This is a genomic window from Pseudoalteromonas sp. SWXJZ10B (genome assembly GCF_015864475.1).
Lineage (GTDB): Bacteria > Pseudomonadota > Gammaproteobacteria > Enterobacterales > Alteromonadaceae > Pseudoalteromonas > Pseudoalteromonas arctica.
In genome coordinates this window covers 1-19,605 of record NZ_JADYXD010000001.1, presented here as the reverse complement: position 1 = coordinate 19,605, position 19,605 = coordinate 1, and the positions used below count along the sequence as shown (strand labels likewise).

Annotated in this window: 16 protein-coding genes and 1 pseudogene; 10 read left to right on the top strand and 7 right to left on the bottom strand. The window is 37.2% G+C overall.

Annotated elements, in window-relative coordinates:
- Nucleotides 1-78: 78 nt before the first annotated feature.
- Nucleotides 79-4,578 carry an EAL domain-containing protein gene (locus I6F54_RS00080; RefSeq protein WP_197139307.1) on the top strand — a complete coding sequence of 1,500 codons (4,500 nt, stop codon included), beginning with the start codon at nt 79-81 and terminating at the stop codon, nt 4,576-4,578.
- A gap of 74 nt (nt 4,579-4,652) precedes the next feature.
- On the opposite strand, the gene I6F54_RS00075 is transcribed toward I6F54_RS00080, so the two are convergent.
- The gene (locus tag I6F54_RS00075) at nt 4,653-5,546 is read right to left on the bottom strand and encodes a cation diffusion facilitator family transporter (RefSeq protein WP_007581834.1); all 894 of its coding nucleotides are present in this window, start codon (nt 5,544-5,546) and stop codon (nt 4,653-4,655) included.
- Nucleotides 5,547-5,929: 383 nt separating this feature from the next.
- On the opposite strand from I6F54_RS00075, the gene I6F54_RS00070 reads away from it, so the two are divergent.
- From I6F54_RS00070 to I6F54_RS00060, 3 genes are all read left to right on the top strand, one after another.
- Nucleotides 5,930-7,381: a diguanylate cyclase domain-containing protein gene (locus I6F54_RS00070; RefSeq protein ID WP_197139306.1), complete on the top strand. Its 1,452-nt coding sequence runs from the start codon at nt 5,930-5,932 to the stop codon at nt 7,379-7,381.
- 117 nt (nt 7,382-7,498) lie between these two features.
- Nucleotides 7,499-8,452, top strand: coding sequence for a slipin family protein (locus tag I6F54_RS00065; RefSeq protein WP_007581832.1), 954 nt, complete (start codon nt 7,499-7,501; stop codon nt 8,450-8,452).
- A gap of 21 nt (nt 8,453-8,473) precedes the next feature.
- On the top strand, nt 8,474-8,929 hold the full coding sequence (locus I6F54_RS00060) for an NfeD family protein (protein ID WP_197139305.1): 456 nt from the start codon (nt 8,474-8,476) through the stop codon (nt 8,927-8,929).
- Nucleotides 8,930-8,963: 34 nt separating this feature from the next.
- Here I6F54_RS00060 and I6F54_RS00055 read toward each other — a convergent pair whose 3' ends face one another.
- Complete coding sequence (locus I6F54_RS00055; protein WP_024593088.1) at nt 8,964-9,836, bottom strand: SMP-30/gluconolactonase/LRE family protein; 873 nt, start codon at nt 9,834-9,836, stop codon at nt 8,964-8,966.
- 366 nt (nt 9,837-10,202) lie between these two features.
- Between I6F54_RS00055 and I6F54_RS20225 the strand changes: the two are divergent.
- A pseudogene (locus tag I6F54_RS20225) lies at nt 10,203-10,336 on the top strand (DUF6363 domain-containing protein); the annotation flags it as partial.
- A 9-nt stretch (nt 10,337-10,345) separates the two neighbouring features.
- On the opposite strand, the gene I6F54_RS00050 reads toward I6F54_RS20225, so the two are convergent.
- From I6F54_RS00050 to I6F54_RS00040, 3 genes are read right to left on the bottom strand one after another with little or no spacing between them, the layout of a single operon-like run.
- Nucleotides 10,346-10,591, bottom strand: coding sequence for a hypothetical protein (locus I6F54_RS00050; RefSeq protein WP_007581829.1), 246 nt, complete (start codon nt 10,589-10,591; stop codon nt 10,346-10,348).
- The gene (locus tag I6F54_RS00045) at nt 10,588-12,183 is read right to left on the bottom strand and encodes a PepSY-associated TM helix domain-containing protein (RefSeq protein ID WP_197139304.1); all 1,596 of its coding nucleotides are present in this window, start codon (nt 12,181-12,183) and stop codon (nt 10,588-10,590) included. Before I6F54_RS00045 ends, I6F54_RS00050 begins: the two co-directional genes overlap by 4 nt.
- Nucleotides 12,180-12,467 carry a hypothetical protein gene (locus I6F54_RS00040; RefSeq protein ID WP_024591874.1) on the bottom strand — a complete coding sequence of 96 codons (288 nt, stop codon included), beginning with the start codon at nt 12,465-12,467 and terminating at the stop codon, nt 12,180-12,182. Before I6F54_RS00040 ends, I6F54_RS00045 begins: the two co-directional genes overlap by 4 nt.
- A 235-nt stretch (nt 12,468-12,702) precedes the next feature.
- On the opposite strand from I6F54_RS00040, the gene I6F54_RS00035 reads away from it, so the two are divergent.
- The 4 genes from I6F54_RS00035 (at nt 12,703) to I6F54_RS00020 (ending at nt 16,247) form a co-directional block, all read left to right on the top strand.
- Nucleotides 12,703-13,473: an undecaprenyl-diphosphate phosphatase gene (locus I6F54_RS00035; protein WP_165729517.1), complete on the top strand. Its 771-nt coding sequence runs from the start codon at nt 12,703-12,705 to the stop codon at nt 13,471-13,473.
- Nucleotides 13,474-13,488: 15 nt separating this feature from the next.
- Nucleotides 13,489-13,710: a penicillin-binding protein gene (locus tag I6F54_RS00030; protein WP_165729518.1), complete on the top strand. Its 222-nt coding sequence runs from the start codon at nt 13,489-13,491 to the stop codon at nt 13,708-13,710.
- 214 nt (nt 13,711-13,924) lie between these two features.
- Complete coding sequence (locus tag I6F54_RS00025) at nt 13,925-15,946, top strand: GAF domain-containing hybrid sensor histidine kinase/response regulator (protein ID WP_165740004.1); 2,022 nt, start codon at nt 13,925-13,927, stop codon at nt 15,944-15,946.
- Between the two features lie 40 nt (nt 15,947-15,986).
- Nucleotides 15,987-16,247 carry a hypothetical protein gene (locus I6F54_RS00020; RefSeq protein WP_010555288.1) on the top strand — a complete coding sequence of 87 codons (261 nt, stop codon included), beginning with the start codon at nt 15,987-15,989 and terminating at the stop codon, nt 16,245-16,247.
- A 130-nt stretch (nt 16,248-16,377) separates the two neighbouring features.
- Here I6F54_RS00020 and ahpF read toward each other — a convergent pair whose 3' ends face one another.
- Nucleotides 16,378-17,952, bottom strand: a complete 1,575-nt coding sequence (gene ahpF / locus I6F54_RS00015; RefSeq protein WP_197139303.1) for an alkyl hydroperoxide reductase subunit F — start codon at nt 17,950-17,952, stop codon at nt 16,378-16,380.
- A gap of 154 nt (nt 17,953-18,106) precedes the next feature.
- Nucleotides 18,107-18,676, bottom strand: a complete 570-nt coding sequence (gene ahpC / locus I6F54_RS00010; protein ID WP_011329895.1) for an alkyl hydroperoxide reductase subunit C — start codon at nt 18,674-18,676, stop codon at nt 18,107-18,109.
- A gap of 364 nt (nt 18,677-19,040) precedes the next feature.
- Between ahpC and I6F54_RS00005 the strand changes: the two genes are divergently transcribed.
- The gene (locus I6F54_RS00005; protein ID WP_165729524.1) at nt 19,041-19,478 is read left to right on the top strand and encodes a PACE efflux transporter; all 438 of its coding nucleotides are present in this window, start codon (nt 19,041-19,043) and stop codon (nt 19,476-19,478) included.
- The last annotated feature ends 127 nt before the right edge of the window (nt 19,479-19,605 follow it).

Here is a 19,605-nt window from a genome sequence, read left to right as displayed (position 1 = left end):
CAATTAAAAAATAAAAACTTATGCTATATTTACTATCTAGCTAAGTATCATCCTATCCTCCACTGAGAGTGTTTATAAGTGCGTTTGAGCAAACTTTTTTTTCATATCACCATTGTTTTTTTACTATGCATCCAAAGCACTTTTGCATCACAAAACTATGCTCAACAATTACAACGAATTTCTACTGACGAAGGTCTCTCGCAAAGTTACGTTTTGCAGTCGCAAGAAGATGACATTGGCTTCATATGGATAGCAACCCAACAGGGTTTAAACCGTTTTGATGGTTATAAAGTAAAAACTTTTAATGGTGGCTTTGGCTTAGATAAACACTATATTTATGCATTATTTAAAGCCGAAGACGGAAAAATCATTGTCTCAACTGATCTTTCTGGTGCGTATATAATAGATCCCCTCACTTTAAAAACCGAAAAAATCTATTCTGGTCAAATAGATAAAGAAAAAAAGATGTTTTCTCCAATCTCCGCAATGACTCAGCAACAAGATACTTTTTACTTCGCCATAGATGGTCAAATATATACATTTGATGAGACGAGTAAACACTTTACACTTAAGCTAGCACTCCCAAATAAAAGGGACTACATTAGGTCATTAACGATATATAAAAACACTTTATATATTGGTACAAATGATGGTTTATACACTGCAAATATAGATAATTCAGAACTTGTAAAAATCCCTCTTCATCCCCCTGAAAAAAATACGATAGATAATATAAACGTCAAATTTTTAAGTGTAGATAATGAATTAGGATTACTTGTTGGTACTGTCGAAGGTATGTATCAATTAGCATTTGATAATAACAAAAATATATCTGCAGCAAATGTTACAACATTAATTCCTGATTATAATATATGGGATTATGCCAATACTGTTTACGGCGAGTTTGTAGCAACCGAAAGTGGATTATTTAGTTATCACCGCGAAACCAAAGAGTTAGAGTTCATATTAAATTATGAAAAAAGTAAGTTTAATATTAATGAAAACTCAATCAACGATCTAATGATTGATAAGTCCGGCGTGCTTTGGCTCGCATCTAGAACCCAAGGCGTGTTTACCTGGCCAATTAAAACCCGACGGTTTAAACACATTTTTTTACCCGGTAACAATACTGTTCATGCCACCTACCAAGATAAAAATAATATTATATGGCTAGGAACAGAAGATGGAATTGCGCGCTATAACAAATCAACAAATAAAAGTGAAGTATATTTAAGCTCGACCGACTCAAAAGCAATATACGGAGCATCTGCGGTATTTGATATTTTTGCGTCTTCAATTGGAAACGATCAATTTTTTTGGCTTGTTACTTATGATGGTTTTAAACTTTTTGATAAGCAAACGGGTAAAGTTATTGAAAATAAAGACACAGACAATAATGTAATTAACCAGCTCAACTTATTTGGTTTTGCCCAAGTTGATGCAAATAAATATGCATTTATGTCTGATGATAATTTTTATATTTTTAATGAAACAACCGGAAAAACAAGAATTATTAAAGGACTCAAAGAGCAAGTTGACCCTTTATTTTCTTATGCTTTTTATAAACCCCTCGACACACATCCTGAAGAGTTTGTACTTGGCACATCAAAAAGTTTTTTTAGGTACAACGAAAAAACGAAAACTTTAACGACTATATTTCAGTCATTTAATCCTAAAGAAGATATTTTTTACACTGTAGAAAATTTTTACTTAGACTCAAAACGAAATATCTTATGGTTGGCAACCACCCACGAAGGCTTGCTTGGTGTTGACCCAGTTACTTATGAGAGAAAACACTACATAGGATTAAAAAATTCATTTAATACTGACTCTATCTATTCGTTACTTCCTGATGAAAATGGTTTTTTATGGGCAAGTACCGACAATGGTTTATATCAAATAAACCTAGATACACTCAATGTGGTGAGTTATTCAGTAAAAGACGGGTTGAATATAAACCAATTTACTCCTATAGCAGCAACAACATTAAACGATGGCAGGCTTATATTTGGTAGTAATGCGGGCGCCCTACTTTTTGACCCCTTAGACTTTGATGAAAAAGAATTATTTAAAAAAAATAGTGTAGCGATTACCGATATAAATCTTTTTACCAAAGAGCTCGATTATTACCCTCATAAATACCTTAGCCAACCACTTGATCTCAGTTATGAAGACATGGGCCTTACAGTTAGTTTTTCTAACTTTTCTTACCCCAATATAGACAAAGCATATTATAAGGTAATTCTTTCAGGGCCAACGTCCCTTACATATGAAGACTTACAATCTAACCAAGTGTTTTTCACAAAACTTCAACCCGGTAGTTATTCGCTAAAAATATCAGCACATAATCGCGATGGTATTGTTACAAGCGAACCTGCCACACTTAATATCAACGTGGCCTACGCACCATGGAAGTCGCCCTTTGCTATTGTCGCCTATGTAGTTTTAATAATTGCCGTGTTGTTTTTCATTTTTTGGCAATACCGCAGCCGCCAAGTTGCAATTGAACAAGCCCATAGAGCGACTATTCATTCGCAAAAGCAAACAGAACTCGCGCTTAAAAATAACAAAAGTGGCGTGTGGGATTATAATTTTAAAGATGCTTCCGTAAGTACGCTCAGAGGAAGTGAATTAGGCTATACAGGCTTGCCTGTACGCGTACACATAGAACAATTTTTAGCGCTTATACACCCAGATGACCGACGTCGTTTTGAAAACCAATGGGAAAACTACTTCAAGTACAAAAAACAACAAAACTGGCAAGCAACTTATCGTCTACAGCATAAAAATGGGCATTGGTTATGGTATCAAGATACAGGACAAGTTATATACGATCCTCAAACAAATGAGCCGCTATATGTTTCTGGCATATATACCAATATCACGGAGCAACGGGCTAATGAGCAACAAGCAAAAATTCTAGGTGAAGCGTTTAGCCAAATAAACGACTGGTTACTTATACTCGATAAGCATTTAATGCCATTTTCTGCGAACAACAGTTTTATTGAAACGTTTTCAAGTGAACAAGCAGCCACTAAAATTAGCCCAAAATTATTTATTAGGGCCATTGGTAAAGATAAGTGTAGAGAGTTTGCAAATATTTTAAAAAAATTAAAAGCTACAGAAAACTGGCAAAGTGATGCTTATATAAAAACAGCAAAAAGTAACGAACATCCAATACATATAAGCGCCACAGCCGTAACAAAAGATACTGCAAGCTACTACGTGGTTGTTATTACAGATTTAACTGAGCAAAAACGTGCAGAAAACGAACTGCGCTATTTGGCTAATTTTGATCCTCTAACGCATCTACCTAATCGTAGTTTAATGTATAAAAATATTGAAGACGCGATTAAACATGCCAATGAAAGTAATACACAATGCGCATTATTATTTATTGATTTAGATAAGTTCAAACCTGTTAACGACTCTTTTGGCCACGCAGTTGGTGATAAGCTACTTTGTAATATTACCCAAAGAGTAAACGGTATGCTTGGCGTAAACGCAAAACTTGGCCGTCAAAGTGGTGATGAATTTTTAGTGCTGATTCAAAATATAAAATCGCTTCAGTCTCTTCGCGATACAGTAAGAAAAATTAGTAATGAGTTAGCTAATAAAGTAATTATTGAAGACTTCTCTATTAATATTTCAGCCAGTATTGGCGTCGCTTTATACCCATTCGATGCTGTAACCACCGATATACTTATCCGTAATGCCGATGTTGCGATGATGCACGCTAAACAAGGCGGGAGAAACGACTTTAAGTTTTTTAGCGATGAAATGAATGAGCTGATAAAACAAAAGTTACTGCTCGAAAATGATTTAAAAGATGCAGTAAAAGACAACCGATTTTTTAATCACTATCAGCCCATTATCGACATACAAGAAAAAACAATAAATGGCGTGGAGTTACTCATGCGCTGGAAAAATCAAGGACAGTTGGTATCGCCAGCACTTTTTATACCGGTAGCAGAAGAAACTGGTTTAATAGAACTCCTTACTGAGCAAGCATTGCAACGAGCTCTTATTGAAATTGCACCTATACTCAGCGCAAACCCATTGTTTTATATATCTTTAAACTTATCCCCTAAACACATTTTAAAAACAAACATAACCCAGCGGTTAATGTCCATATTAGCGGACTCTCAAGTTCATCCAAGACAATTAAGACTTGAAATAACAGAGAGTATTTTACTAGAAGATAAACTCAAAGCAGCCAAGCAGCTACAAAACTTAAAAGCTGCTGGGTTTAAATTACTACTTGATGATTTTGGTACTGGTTACTCGTCACTCACCTACTTGAGCCAATTTCCTATTAATGTTATTAAAATAGATCAAAGCTTTGTAAACAGTATTGGTATAGATAAAGGGGATGAATCGATTATTAAGACCATTCTTTCATTGGCCGAAAACCTAGATCTTTACTGTATTGCAGAAGGAGTAGAAACGCGCGAACAGATGATCTTTTTAACAGAGGTTGGGTGTACTGTACTGCAAGGTTATTACTTTGCAAGGCCAATGGATGCTAAAGACTTACGTAAAAGCGATTGTTTTAGCAATATCATTGATTTGATTTGATTTGATTTGATTTGATTTGAAACATTAAAAGCGTGCTAATCATTATTACACGCTTTTATATTAATTAGATGCTACTAATGGATGTGATGGCATTCGTGGCTTTCTATTTGTAATACACTATTGCGTACATTAAATTTTTCAGCTAACAGTTGTTCTACCTTCATACGACATGCTTCATCGTGTTTTTCAATAGTACAATGCTCTTTAAGTACAACGTGCGCCCCGACTACTACCCCCTTATATTTGCGCGTTACAGTGACGTTATGGACATTGTGAACATGCTCCATATCTGTAATCTCACTTTCAATATCTGCAACTTTAGGAAGTTTGGCCTTATTTAAGCGTAAACCTTTTATACAACTAATAATGACCTTAACACCGGTAAACAACACGAAAGAGGCGATTAACATGCTCGATAAAATATCGATAACAACCCAGCCCGTAAAATATATAAGAATACCAGCCACAAATGTCGATACAGTAGAAATCAAATCAAAGAATGAATGTAAAAATACCGCGTAAACATTAATACTCGCTTTGCGGCCTTTATATAAAACCCATGCAGCAGCACCATGAAACAAAAAACCAATAGCAGCAATAACCGACATTAAATAACTATTAATAGCCAGCTCATTTCCTTCATGCTGGTGTATATAGCGCTCACCACCTTCATACAAAATAATTAAACTGATTGCTAGGTATAAAAATCCGTTCACCAGACCACCCAAAAGCTCGGCTCTTTGATGACCATCGTTATAGGTTTTAGCAAAATGAATAGCGAGACTTGATGCAATCAGTGCGATGAATAACGAGCTATTGTGAACAAACAAATGCCCCGCATCGGCAAGTACAGCAAGCGAATTAGAATAATAAGCACCTATAACCTGAATTACCATAAACGAACACGTAATTGCTAGTGCAATAAGTAACCGACGACGAGAAGCTTGGTGTGTAGTGATTTCTGTCATGAAATGCTTGAATAACCTATACTTAAAGTGCAAATAAACCAAAGATGGCTTAGAGTAGAAAAGGGTAATGATATACAGTATCAATTATAATACGTACTGCCCTCAAACGCACTAAAAACTTAGTAAATCAAAAAAAATGTGCTAATAATTAGTAGGGCTTGTTGAACTTCGGTGGTTGAATTTACACCAGTATTTTTGTTTTTTAGGCAAGGCAGAGCCTATGTAGTGTGGCTATTCCCCATAAATAGGCGATAACGCAGCATAAATACCAAACATGCGCTGCCTTTTGAGCTCGATCTAAGGACGATTAACACGCCCAAGTAAAAACAATAAAAATACAATAGATAACAATTTAATTGTGGCTTAAACACATGGAGAGTTGAGTGAGTAATAACCTATCAAATGAAATATGGCGAAACTTGGAGTTACTGCCGTTTTGTGTATTACTTTATGATGCCAATGAAAATATATTTAAAGTTAACAGCCAAGCACAGGACTTGTTTGGCTTAAGAAATAAATCACATTTTAATAAAATTGATTTTTCACACATCACTTTAACCAATCATCACAGTAAAAAAGAACTATTAGTCGAGGAGCTATTCTTTGATTATTTCACTGCAAATAACCAATGCCAGTTTGTTTTATCAAAACAGGTATCTAAATTGCTACTCAATGTAAAATTTGCAAAATTACCTAACTCAAGCTCCATTATTATAATCGATGTATTGAATAATAATGTAGATGAACAATATGATTTTGATAATATTATTTCGAACATATCAACTGACTTAATTGATATTCAAAACGACGACGTTGATAAGCATATCAACTACGCATTAAAAGCTATTGGTACCGTTTGCCACGCAGATAGAAGTTATCTTTTTAAGTTTGCCGAGGATGGTAAAACCATAAATAACACCCACGAATGGGTCAATAATGATATACAAGCATTTAAAGAGGACTTACAAAACCTTCCGAAAAGCGATCTCCCCTACTTTTTTAGTTTGATGGCACGTACTCACTTATTTAGAGTTAACGATGTAACGTCGTTACCCATTCAAGCAATGAGCGAAAAAACAATTTTCCAGCGACAAAAAATAAAATCAGTACTTTGCATTGGTCTACGTTATGACAAAGAGCTCGTTGGCTTTATAGGCTGTGATTGCGTTGTTCAAAAGCGAAACTGGACTGATTTAGACCTTATTCGCTTAAGGTTAGTAGGTGAAATGCTTGCTAATGCTTTCAAAAATTTAAATTACAAGCAAGAGCTACAACAAGCTCAGCAGCAACTCATTAATGCCAATCATAAACTTAACAAACAAGTTAATACTGATGGCCTTACAAACATTGCTAACCGACGCTGTTTTGATCAAACTTTAAAATGCGAAATTAAGCGCGGCGCACGTAATAAAGAACCCATTAGTTTAATAATGTGTGATATTGATTTTTTTAAGCGTTATAACGATAACTATGGACATCAGCTAGGCGATGAAGTACTAAAACGAGTAGCCAAAGCGCTGCACGATTTGTGTAAACGAGAAGGTGATCTAGCAGCTCGTTTCGGTGGTGAAGAATTTGCGATAATTTTACCTGCAGTCGACACAGATCATTGTCAAAGATATGCAGTTCTTATTCAGGAAAAAATTGCAGAACTTGCAATTGAACATAACTTTTCAAGTGCCAGTAAATACCTCACTTTGAGTATCGGATTTTATAGCCTTATACCCAATCAAAAAACAACACCTAAAGAAGTTATAACTAACGCCGACATAGCCCTTTATAACGCAAAAGAAGCAGGCAGAAATAAAATAGCCAGTTTTAAAAAAACCGACTAAGTCGGCGCGCTACAGTGAGTTTTAGTGGTTAAAAGTTCGCTGTAGTGATAATCTATACACGCTGAAATTATAAACAATACAACCACTCAGCGTTTAATTATTATAAGGAATGTTTAAATGGATCCAGTCACACAAATTCTCGATATGGTTTTTACTGTTGAGGCTTTTTTACTTGTTTTTGTTATCGTGCTTTTAAAAAGTAGCGTTAAATTTGTACCACAAAACCGCGCCTGGTTAATCGAACGTTTTGGTAAATACCAATCAACTAAAGAAGCCGGCCTTAACTTTATTATTCCATTTATTGATAGAATCTCGGCTGATCGTAGCTTAAAAGAACAAGCTCAAGATGTACCATCGCAGTCAGCTATCACTAAAGATAACATCTCACTTATAGTTGATGGCGTACTGTACTTTAGGGTACTAGACCCATACAAAGCAACGTATGGCGTTGACGACTATACATTTGCAGTTGTACAACTTTCGCAAACAACAATGCGTTCAGAATTAGGTAAAATGGAGCTTGATAAAACATTTGAAGAGCGTGATTTACTTAATACCAACATTGTTGCAGCTATAAACCAGGCATCTGAGCCTTGGGGTATTCAAGTACTTCGCTACGAAATTAAAGATATTGTGCCGCCTAACTCTATTATGGAAGCGATGGAAGCACAAATGAAAGCTGAGCGTGTTAAACGAGCTCAAATTTTAGAGTCAGAAGGTGATCGCCAAGCAAATATCAACGTTGCTGAAGGTAAAAAACAAGCACAAGTACTTGCTGCTGAAGCCGACAAAGCCGAGCAAATTTTACGCGCTGAAGGTGAAGCAACAGCTATTACTACGGTTGCAGAAGCACAAGCAAATGCACTTATTAAAATAGGTGAAGCTGCAGATACAGAGCAAGGTCAAAAAGCAATTCAGTTAGATTTAGCAACTAAAGCAATCGCGGCTAAAGAAGCGATTGCTCGTGAATCATCAATTGTATTACTGCCAGACAACGCGACAGATGCAAGCTCAATGGTTGCCCAAGGTATGGCAATCATTAATAGCTTAAATAAAAAGCATCTGGGTTAATAACTAAATAAAGAGGTTTGTATGGATTTTATTACGCAAAATTTACCGCAAACACTTATGGTACTTGGTATTGTTGCTTTAATAATAGAAGTAGCAGTACTTGGCCTTTCTACATTTATTTTGTTGTTTTTTGGATTATCGTTATTCCTTACAGGATTATTAATGAGTTTTGGTATTTTACCTGACTCATTAACAACAGCCCTTTGGAGTAATGCAGTTGTAACAGCTGGCTTAGCCGTTGCACTTTGGAAACCATTAAAAAAAATGCAAAATCGCGTAGATAAAAAGCAAGTGAATAGTGATTTTGCTGAACTTACTTTTGTACTTACTAGCGATGTAACAGAACAAGGTTTAACTACACATCAATATTCAGGTATTAGCTGGAAACTCAAAAGTGAGCAACCAATTAGCGCCGGTACTGAGGTTTTAGTAACCAAAAAAGAAGTGGGTGTTATGTGGGTTAAGCCTAAAAGCTAACCATCACTTTAAAACAAGCACTGTGTATAATAAATTACAGTAAAACGGGCGGCTCAAACTGCCCGTTTTTTATGCCTGAGATTTGAAATACAGCGCCTTGTTCAGTAACAGTATTATTAATCGATTCATCAAATGCCGATGTCACAAGTAACAATTCAGCATTTTTACCGCCAAATGCAGTGCATGTCGGTTTTATTGCACAAAGCTTTATTGTTTTAATTAGCTCACCGCCTGGGGATAAACACATAACACACCCCATTCCCCACACAGCTAGCCACAAATTACCTAATTGGTCGGTTACGCAGCCATCGGGGTCAACATCAGTATTATTAAATTGATAAAAAACACGTGGCTCAGAGCAAGGCTCGCCAGTTTGCTCATCCAAATCTAATACATAAATACAACTCGTTAAAGAGTCGCAGTAATAACCGCGTAAACGTGGCTTATCAAAGCACAATCCATTTGGGATACTCAAGTTACTTACAACGACTTTAAGCTGGTGTTTATAATAACGGTATATTTTACCGTCACCCTTTTTAGCATTTACGTCCATTGTACTTAACCAAAAACCACCCCATGGATCAGCGCGGCCGTCGTTTGAACGCCTATTTAGTTGCGTATTTTCAATATTAAGAATAAGGTGGCGAGTGCACGAATTAATATGGTATTTGTATAAACCAGTACTTGTACCTAGCAACAAGTGCTGCTCATCAATCCACGCTATTGCACTTAGTGTATCAGGCATATTAACTGTTTTTAGTTGGCTTTCGCTGTGTATTTTTTTGCTTAAAAGTAATTTTTTATTTATGTCGACCCAAAAAAAAGTATTCAGCATAGGGTGCCAAAGAGGACTTTCTGCAAGCTGATTCTGTGTGCTTTCAAAAATGGTTACGCTAGGGTCAAACATAAATACTTATTCTTTATTATTAACAAAGCCTTGTAACCCAAACCTTACCAGAAAACAGTTGATTTCGCGATACGTACCTGGCTTTAATTTATCAACATACCCTAGGGCGTGCTGATCTTTGGTGGGTGAATTTGCAGCAGTATGTTTGGTTTTTAGGCAAGGCGGAGCCTATGTAGTGTGGTTATTCCCCATGAATAGGCGATAACGCAGCATAAATACCAAACATGCGCTGCCCTTTGGGTTCTTTCTAGGGACGATTAACTCTTTGTTGCTCGGTTTTTACTTAGCCCACTAGGTTACAAACCTCGCGCCGCGATTTAATCGCCCCTAGATTGAACAAATTTCAATCCACAAAGATCAACACGCCCTAGTGACTGCAAAATCAATATCATTGCACCACCGGCTAATTTTAAAGTTGGGCGTACCACTAAAAGTTTGAAATACTTAATAGTGGTTACAACATGGGAGTTGATACTGCTAAGACCTTTTTAGCTAAATAACTGCATTATTTAACCTAATAATTGCGGTGCTTTACCCGCAATAACTGCGGTTAGTAAACCAGCTAACATAGCTCCTACAACGGTGCATATTGCACCGCCTAAAATACCGTAAACACTCATAAAACATATCAGCGCTAAACCAAATAGCAGTGCACTTAAAAATGTTTTAGTCGCTAATGTAAGTGTGTTTTTTCGTAGGTTGAGCATCATTAATAATAAACTTACCATCGCAATTGTAATTAGTAGCTCGTTCATGCGGGTTGTACCTCAATTTGTAATTTTTGTGTTTTTTTTATTTTTAAGGCAACAAACATACACACGATACCCACCACCATAAAGCTTATATCTACTACCGCGACAAGCGAGCTATTAAGGTTAATAACATTGCTAACGCCAAGTAAAATATTAAGTGGCAGCACCAAAGCAAGCGAAGCGCCGCATAATAAAAGAGTCAGCTTAAAGTAGTTTTTATAACCAATGGGTAATACACTTAAGAGTAACCATGCCAACCACGTATAAAAGAACACGGGTCCAAAAAAGCTATTTTGCGCCACACCAACAACGCTATAATTAAGTACAACTTGCACAGGAAATAGCACAAAGCTTGCTAATACCAAACCGCCACAACTGCCAATAATAAAACGATTCCAGTGTGCATATGCCTGCATACTCAGTGAAGGGCTACTGCCACGTGTGCGCTTTGTTAGCCACATCATCATGCCCGAAATAGGTAAAAGCGCAGTACTTAAGCCAAGCAATACCCAAAGTAATTTTACAAACACTCCTGCAAAGTTCCCAAAGTGCAGCGGAAACATCAACTCAATTACTTTTATCGAAACACCTGAAATATCACCAAAACTACTCATCGACTGCACAAACTCACCATTGCCCTGATAATGCAGTAACTGAGAAGCAACAGCCTCACCACCTAACAAACGCAAATATACCTGCGCATTCGCATCGTTATGCGCCATTATTGTTACATCTCTAATTATTGCTTTAGGGTAACGACTATGAGCATGCTCTAAAATAGTGTCTATTTTTGTAGGTTGCTTAATGTGACTAACTACAGGCTCAGGAATGGCGGTAAACGTTTCTATTAACTTATCTTGATCGCCACCAAAGCTCACAAACGCAGCGGCTGGTAGTAAAATAATGGTCGCGAGCCCTAAAAATGATCCTGTAAAACCAATCACAATGTTAAAAACGCTCCCCCAAATACCTATAACCTTATGAGCATCGCTCACTGCAATATCTAATCCTTTATCTCGCCTAAACGTAAAGAGCTCTTTTATCAATTTGCGATGAATAAACAAGCCTGTCACTGCACTTACTAAAAGCGTTAAACCTAAAAATCCAGTGAGTATTAACCCTATTGGTCGCCCTAAATGCAAATCTGCATGAAACTCACCTATATAAGTTGGCGCATCCGTTTTTTTATTGGCGTAAAACTCTTTACTAGGCCCATAGTAAGTATTTTCCAGCGTCAACGTATCGGGATGAAATTGAAATACTCTGGCCACCTCTTGGTCGTAATTTTCATCGCCATGGTGAGATTCAAATACCAACGTTAACAAATGAAAGTTATGCCCACTTGGTAAAAACACATGAATGTTTTCGCCAAATTCACTAGGTACTTTTTTATGGTATTCGTTTACTAGTCGGTTAATTTGCGCGCTGGCAACGTATTGGCTAGATTGTAGTTCTGGATTAGCCCATATTTTTAACTCAGGTCGCGACAGAACTGCTAACGCCCCACTAAATGCAACAATAAATAGCAGTACCGCAGTAATAATTCCTACCCAGCTATGTAATAAAAATAGCTTTTTTAAAGTAATCGACTTCATCCCTGCCCCTGCGTTAACGCCCAAAAACTCAATAAACCATGTAATACACACAATGCAATCATTACTACAAAAGGTTGCCATACTTTTTGCGCCAAATACGCATAAATAAACAACGCAGTCCAAATAATAGGAAAGAGTAAAATAGGCAGTAATATTTGTTCATTCATTTGAAACGGTAAATAGGTTGTCATACCCGGAATCATTATTACCGCTGTAACTAGCGCTAATACACACGCAATTAGGTGCCTTCGCCGTGTAGCTGTAAACGTTTTTTTATTATTCATTATTCGCTCAGTAAATTTGCCCAAACATATACAAAACAGCACATGCAAATGATAACAATTGCTATTATATTGTGCATTTAATGCTTAATGCAATTTATTAAACAAATTAAGTCTAAAAACACTGTTGGTTTGCCTTAAGAGCTTTTATGCTACGCCTCGCAATTTAGGTACGCAGTAATGCGTCATTTCAGTTAAGCCGAGTTCGGGCTTTTTAATTTTCAGGAAGCAGTAAACCGTGGATATAATTAACGCGATTATTTTAGGTATTATTGAAGGTATAACAGAATTTTTACCCATATCATCAACTGGGCACTTAATTGTAGCGTCAAAGTGGTTAGGCATTGAATCAACAGATGCTAACCTCGCCTTCGAAGTAATTATCCAGCTTGCCGCCATTTTAGCAGTACTAGCCAACTATAAAGACAAGTTCAGCCCTAAACATTTCAATTTATGGGTGAAAGTTGCCATTGCATTTATTCCCTTGGGTATTATTGGCTTTATATTTAGCGATGTAATAAAAACACTATTTAGCGTACCAGTAGTAGGTGTTATGTTTATTGTAGGCGGTGTGATTTTTTTACTATTGGAGCGCAGTTATAAAGAAACTCACTGCACAACTACCGATGTAACCCAAGTTACTTATAAACAAGCTCTTTGGATTGGCGTAGCACAAGTATTTGCGTTAATTCCGGGGACTAGTCGTGCTGGGAGCTCTATTGTTGGTGCCATGTTATGTGGCTTAAACCGAAAAGCCAGCGCTGAATTTTCATTTTTACTTGGTTTACCTGTACTTGCAGCAGCCTCAGGGTACGACTTACTTAAACATTACCAACTGTTTAGCTTAGATGACCTAACTGCCCTTGCTATGGGTTTTATTACCTCTTTTGTTGTTGCCTATTTTACTATTAAACTGTTTATTCGATTTTTAGAAAACTTCACTTTTGTAAGTTTTGGTATTTATCGTATTGTATTTGGTGTTATTTTATTAACCCTAGCTTACATTTAAAATTCGAGGAAAATCATGAGCGAAAAAATAAACGAAGAAGCACTCCACGCACTTAAAATAGCCTTTACGTATATGCCTAAAGCTATTGAAGTTACAAAGTACGAATATGGCGAACGCTACCAAACAGTGCTTGATCACATAGAAGCTGTACGCGAAACATTGCTTATTAACGATGTAGATCCAGAAGAAGTGGGCGGCGATATCAACCCGCAATATACCCCAAATTCAACGTATTAAAAGTATACCGCTGAGTATTACATGCTCGGCGGTATATACTACTATTAATAAACCACTAACTTAGTTCATAAAAACATAAGGTTATAAAATTTAATACGTATCAATTTTAGTTATTAGTAATTAAAACTGCTAAACTGGATTTTAAACTAATACCAATGCCCTAATTGGCCTATGTATTATATAAATTGAACAAAAGCTTACGGGGTGTTTTCTTTTGAATTTTTTACGATGTTTTCACGATATAGTTTCTAATCAATCTCTTGATTTTGAAAATAAAATTAATAAGCTCTTAGTGTTTGGGTTAGAAGTATTTGACCTTGAGCTAGGTATTATTAGTAAAGTAGATGAAAACAGCTACACCGTTTTATATGCCAAAACCCCTGACAACTCACTTTTACCCGGTACCGTGTTTGAATTACAAGGCACCTATTGCGTACATACGCTCGCTGCAGGCTCTGCACTTGCCTTTCATAAAGCATCTCAAAGCGCAATTGCAAACCACCCCTGTTATATAAACTTTCAGTTAGAGTCTTATATTGGCGCGCCAATAAAAATTGGTAAAAAAACATTTGGTACCGTTAACTTTTCATCCATAAACAGCTCTCCAGCTTTTAATGATGCAGCCTATGATTATATTGAGTTATTTGCACAATGGCTTGGATCGGAATTTGCTCGCACCCAAGCTAAAGAACAACTCATAAAAAATAGTAATACTTTATTAAAGTTAGAAAACGTTGCAAATATAGGTACGTGGGAGGTTGATCTAATCTCCGATAAAATTACCTGGAGCGAGCAAACATACCTCATACATGAGGTGGATGAACAATTTCAACCGCAAATGAATTCTGCAGTCGAGTTTTATAAAGAAGGTCCAAGTCGTGAAGGCATTACTCGCGCGGTAGAATTAGCCATAGAAAAAGGCAAAAAATGGAATCTAGAACTAGAAATAGTAACCGCTAAAAATAAACATTTATGGGTGGCTACCTTTGGTGAGGCCGAATTTGATGAAGGCCGATGTGTCCGATTATTTGGCACCTGCCAAGATGTCACCGAGTCAGTAATGCTCCGAGAAGAGCTTAAACAAAAGCAAGCTCAAGCAGAGCGCCTACTTGAAGACAGAAGCATGCTATTTGCCAAAATCAGCCACGAATTAAGAACCCCACTGAATGGCATTACAGGTATGCTAACCACATTAGTTGATGAACACAGTGAAGAAGTTCGCGCTGAAAAAATTAAAATAGGACTTAGAAGCGCCGATATTTTACTTAGTATTATTAACGAAGTGCTCGATTTTTCTAAAATTAATCATGGTGAGCTAAAGCTTGAACCTACTGACTTTTTACTAAAAACAATTTTTACCGATTTAACTTCTTTGTATACACCTCTATTTAAAAACACGCATGTAACGCTACAAGTAAATAATACAATTGATGACAACTGCTGGGCGTTTAGCGACAACACACGCCTTAGTCAGATTGCTTCTAATTTACTGAGTAATGCACTTAAATTTACTGAAAATGGTTCAGTTACATTAAACACCAGCCTTTCTAAAATAAAAAATAAGCTAAGTTTAAATATTGAAGTGTCTGATACAGGCCGAGGAATGAGTAAAAACTTTTTAGAATCACTGTTTTCTCCTTTTTCTCAAGAAGTAGATGCTAAGAATTCAAAAGGTGGAACAGGCCTTGGCCTTGCAATAGTAAAAGAGCTTGTTGAATATATGGGCGGGAAAATAAAGGTAAAAAGTACACCTAATAAAGGCACTACGTTTTTAGTAAATATTCCTATTGAGAAAGGGACAGAACAAAAACAAGAAAGCCTTAAATCAACGTTAGATATCAACGGCAGTGAACTATCAGTGCTTGTAGTCGATGATAACGACATCAATCGGTTAGTACTTCATGCCTCTTTAGGCAAGCTTAATATTAAAGCAGACTCAGCAGTTGATGGCCAAGATGCTGTATTAAAATGTCGCCAAAAGCATTATGACCTTATTTTTATGGACTGCATAATGCCCATACTCGATGGATTTGAGGCAACAAAGCAGCTTAGATCAGAAAACATCTGCTCGCATGAAGAAACCTACATAGTGGCTATAACTGCTAATACTTCATCACAAGACAAACTTGCCTGCAAACAAGCCGGTATGGATATGTTTATATCAAAACCGTTTAAACTACCCATACTTGAAAAAGCGGTTATTAATGCGCTTGAGCATACCGTAAAAATCAGCTAATTTTTACTGCACTGCCACTGGTAAAAAATAAGAACATAAAATGAAAAACATAATTAGAACTATATTACTAACAGTACTTATTGTTGCAGTATTTAAAGGCGTTTCCACTGGGCAATGGAGCTCATCAATAACAATTGTTATCGTATCAGGCGTATTGCTGTTAGTTACATTTATCAGTGCTAAGTCATCACGTGGATCATCCGCTTATACTGGCAGTGACTCATCAGTTTCCTCTAGCAGTAACTCATCGCACTCTCACACAAATTGTAGCGGCGGTGATTCTGGTGGTGGGTGCGATTAAATCGTGTGCTAATTCTTAAGCATTAAAAAAGCCGCCTTTGGAGAAGGGCGGCTTGGGTTAACAAACAGCTATGGGTGTAGCCTTGCTGTTATATCAAGAGAGTTTTTACTAAATTTTTTATTAAATAATGTTAAGCAGCGCTTTGATCAGCGTCTTCAGAGTGACGAATTAAATAATCAAATGCACCTAAACTTGCTGTTGCACCGCTGCCCATTGCAATAATAATTTGTTTAAACGGAGTATTGGTTGCATCCCCCGCGCCATAAATGCCTGGTAATGACGTCGCGCCTTTAGCATCAATCAGTATTTCACCAAATTTGCTTAATTCAAGATCGCTGTCTTTTAACCATTCTGTATTAGGTATCAAACCTATTTGTACAAATATACCGTCAAGTTCAAGCTCTTTGCTCTCTCCCGACACTCTATCTGTGTACATTAAGCCAGTTACTTTTTTACCATTGCCTAATACTTCAGTTGTTTGTGCACTTTTGATAATAGTAATATTGGCCATGCTTTTAGCTTTACGAATAAGCACTTCATCTGCACGTAATGTGTCTGCAAATTCAAGTACCGTAACGCTTTGTACAATATTGGCTAAATCGATTGCCGCTTCTATACCTGAATTACCACCGCCAATTACAGCAACAGGTTTACCTTTAAATAAAGGGCCGTCGCAATGTGGGCAATATGCCACACCATGGCCGCGATATTCTTGCTCCCCGGGTACGTTCATTTCACGCCAGCGTGCACCGGTGGCAAGTACGAGCGACTTAGCTTTAAGTACTGCGCCATTTTCTAGTGTAATTTCGTAGCCATTGTTATAACCAAGTGCTGCTGCGCGCTGATTATGCATTACATCCACGTCGTATTCTTTAACGTGCTCTTCAAGCTGGGCAACCAATTTTGGCCCTTCAGTGGCTTTAATCGAAATAAAGTTCTCTATTGCTAATGTATCTGCAACTTGTCCGCCAAATCTGTCGGCAACAATACCTGTATTTAACCCTTTTCGTGCTGAGTAAATCGCAGCCGATGCGCCCGCAGGCCCGCCACCAATTACAAGTACATCAAATTTATCTTTTTTACTTAGCGATTCAGCTTGGCGCTGTGCCCCTTTGCTATCTACTTTATTAAGTATATCGGTAAGGCTTAGTGCACCTTGGCTAAATGGTTCGCCATTTAAATACACAGCCGGTACAGCTAAAATATTTCGCTCTTCTACCTCACTTTGAAATAATGCGCCATCAATCATGGTCGCTTTAATATTACTGTTTGTCGCTGCCATAGTATTAAGTGCTTGCACTACTTGCGGGCACGTTTGGCAACTTAAACTTATATATACTTCAAAGTTGAGCTCTTGAGTAAGCGATTGTATTTGCTCAATGTCTTCACTTTTGGCTTTACTTGCGTGTCCGCCAGTATGTAAAAGCGCTAACACTAAACTTGTGAATTCGTGGCCCATAGGTACGCCTGCAAACGTAATATGAGTGTTTTTAATAGGTGAATGTACAACCATTGACGGGCGACGTGCGCTTGTGTCGGGGTTGTTTATTACCGTAAATTTATCGCTCAGTGAGGCTAAATCGTTTGCTAAGCTTTCTACTTCTGCTGATTTTTTGCTGTCATCCAAGGCAATAAGCAGCTCAACAGGTTGAGTAAGCGATTCAAAATGGCTTTTTAATTGATTTTTTATGTTGTTATCTAACATGGCTTAACCCTTTTAGGAAAATTTAAACAGCAAGCCTCCCATGCCAAATAATGCATGTGCTTAAACAAGTATTTTGATATAGGAGGCACCAACAAACGGATGTTCGTTGATTTAAGGGCAGTTACCTGCCCTTATAGTAGGAATAAATCTATACTTAGATTTTACCCACTAGGTCTAATGAAGGTGCAAGTGTGTCTTCACCTGGCTGCCAAGATGCAGGGCAAACTTCTCCGTCGTGAGTTGCAATGTACTGTGCAGCTTGTACTTTACGAACAAGTTCTTTAGCGCTACGGCCAATACCTAAATCGTGAGTTTCGATAATTTTAATTTCGCCTTCTGGGTTCATTACAAATGTACCGCGAAGTGCTAAACCTTCTTCTTCAATCATTACGCCAAAGCTGCGTGTAATGCGGCCTGTTGGGTCGCCAATCATTGGGTAAGTAATTTTACCAATAGTGTCTGACGTGTCATGCCATGCTTTATGAGTGAAGTGAGTGTCAGTAGATACTGAGTATACTTCTACGCCCATTTCTTGTAATTGTGCGTAATAATCTGCCATGTCGCCAAGTTCAGTTGGGCATACAAACGTAAAATCGGCTGGGTAAAAGAAGAAGATTGACCATTTACCTAGAACATCTTTTTCAGACAATTCTACAAAGTCACCGTTGTGGTAAGCGGTTGCATTGAATGGTTGTAATTTTGTATTGATTAATGAAGTGCTCATGGTATTTCCTCATCTATGTTTAATGTATTTAAAAAGTAATCAACGCTTTCGTTTTAAACGACCTTTTGCGTTGGCTTGATTAGTACAATAAGGCTAATGGGTAATTAAATAAAATTGATTGTTTAGATTAAAGCAATCTATTTTTTAGATTGTAAGTAATATCCATAAATATGGGGGAAAACAACAAGCCAGCCAACTGTTTGGTTTATATCCAACAAACTAAAAATAGCCAATAAACGCAGGTAATTTAGATACGTTTATGGCGTACTTACAGCAACATACCTGTACAATTATTTAAAACGCGAGGTACAATTTAACTGTATCAATCAATTGTTAAGCTAAGTATCTTAAACAGGGATTAATTATGACTCCTAAAAAACGCCGAGTATTACAGGCTGTCTTATATGAATTTTTTGCCATTGCCTTTGTTGGCCCTATTATCAGCTTTATTTTTGACAAATCAGCCTCTTCAGCAATCGGTTTAGCGATTGTTTTATCAAGTATTGCACTTGGCTGGAATTATGTATTTAACGCTTTATTTGAACGCTGGGAAGCAAAGCAAGCTGAGCGAGGGCGTACTTTAGGCAGGCGTCTATTGCACGGCATTGGTTTTGAAGGTGGGTTGGTATTATTACTAATCCCTGTAATGTCGTTGTGGTTAAATATATCAGCCCTAAATGCATTAATAGCAAACCTTGGCCTGTTTGCGTTTTTCTTTATCTATGCAATTATTTTTACATGGGCGTTTGACCGCGCTTTTGGCCTACCAGAATCCGCCAAAAGCGATAAAACAACGCAGTAAAACACCTTTTAATTAAGCCTCTTTAAGCTGTCTCTTGATCACAAGTCTGGCTCAAGAGATTTTGCTAAATCGTAGCCTTCCAGGATGGCTTGTAACTTAAGCCATCCTTGCCATAACACTTTCACAG

Bases quoted from the DNA above. Each gene is read 5' to 3' on its own strand.
- I6F54_RS00075 (WP_007581834.1), bottom strand. From the start codon at position 5,546: ATGACAGAAATCACTACACACCAAGCTTCTCGTCGTCGGTTACTTATT.
- I6F54_RS00065 (WP_007581832.1), top strand. From the start codon at position 7,499: ATGGATCCAGTCACACAAATTCTCGATATGGTTTTTACTGTTGAGGCT.
- I6F54_RS00060 (WP_197139305.1), top strand. From the start codon at position 8,474: ATGGATTTTATTACGCAAAATTTACCGCAAACACTTATGGTACTTGGT.
- I6F54_RS00055 (WP_024593088.1), bottom strand. From the start codon at position 9,836: ATGTTTGACCCTAGCGTAACCATTTTTGAAAGCACACAGAATCAGCTT.
- I6F54_RS00050 (WP_007581829.1), bottom strand. From the start codon at position 10,591: ATGAACGAGCTACTAATTACAATTGCGATGGTAAGTTTATTATTAATG.
- I6F54_RS00045 (WP_197139304.1), bottom strand. From the start codon at position 12,183: ATGAAGTCGATTACTTTAAAAAAGCTATTTTTATTACATAGCTGGGTA.
- I6F54_RS00040 (WP_024591874.1), bottom strand. From the start codon at position 12,467: ATGAATAATAAAAAAACGTTTACAGCTACACGGCGAAGGCACCTAATT.
- I6F54_RS00030 (WP_165729518.1), top strand. From the start codon at position 13,489: ATGAGCGAAAAAATAAACGAAGAAGCACTCCACGCACTTAAAATAGCC.
- I6F54_RS00020 (WP_010555288.1), top strand. From the start codon at position 15,987: ATGAAAAACATAATTAGAACTATATTACTAACAGTACTTATTGTTGCA.
- ahpF (WP_197139303.1), bottom strand. From the start codon at position 17,952: ATGTTAGATAACAACATAAAAAATCAATTAAAAAGCCATTTTGAATCG.
- ahpC (WP_011329895.1), bottom strand. From the start codon at position 18,676: ATGAGCACTTCATTAATCAATACAAAATTACAACCATTCAATGCAACC.
- I6F54_RS00005 (WP_165729524.1), top strand. From the start codon at position 19,041: ATGACTCCTAAAAAACGCCGAGTATTACAGGCTGTCTTATATGAATTT.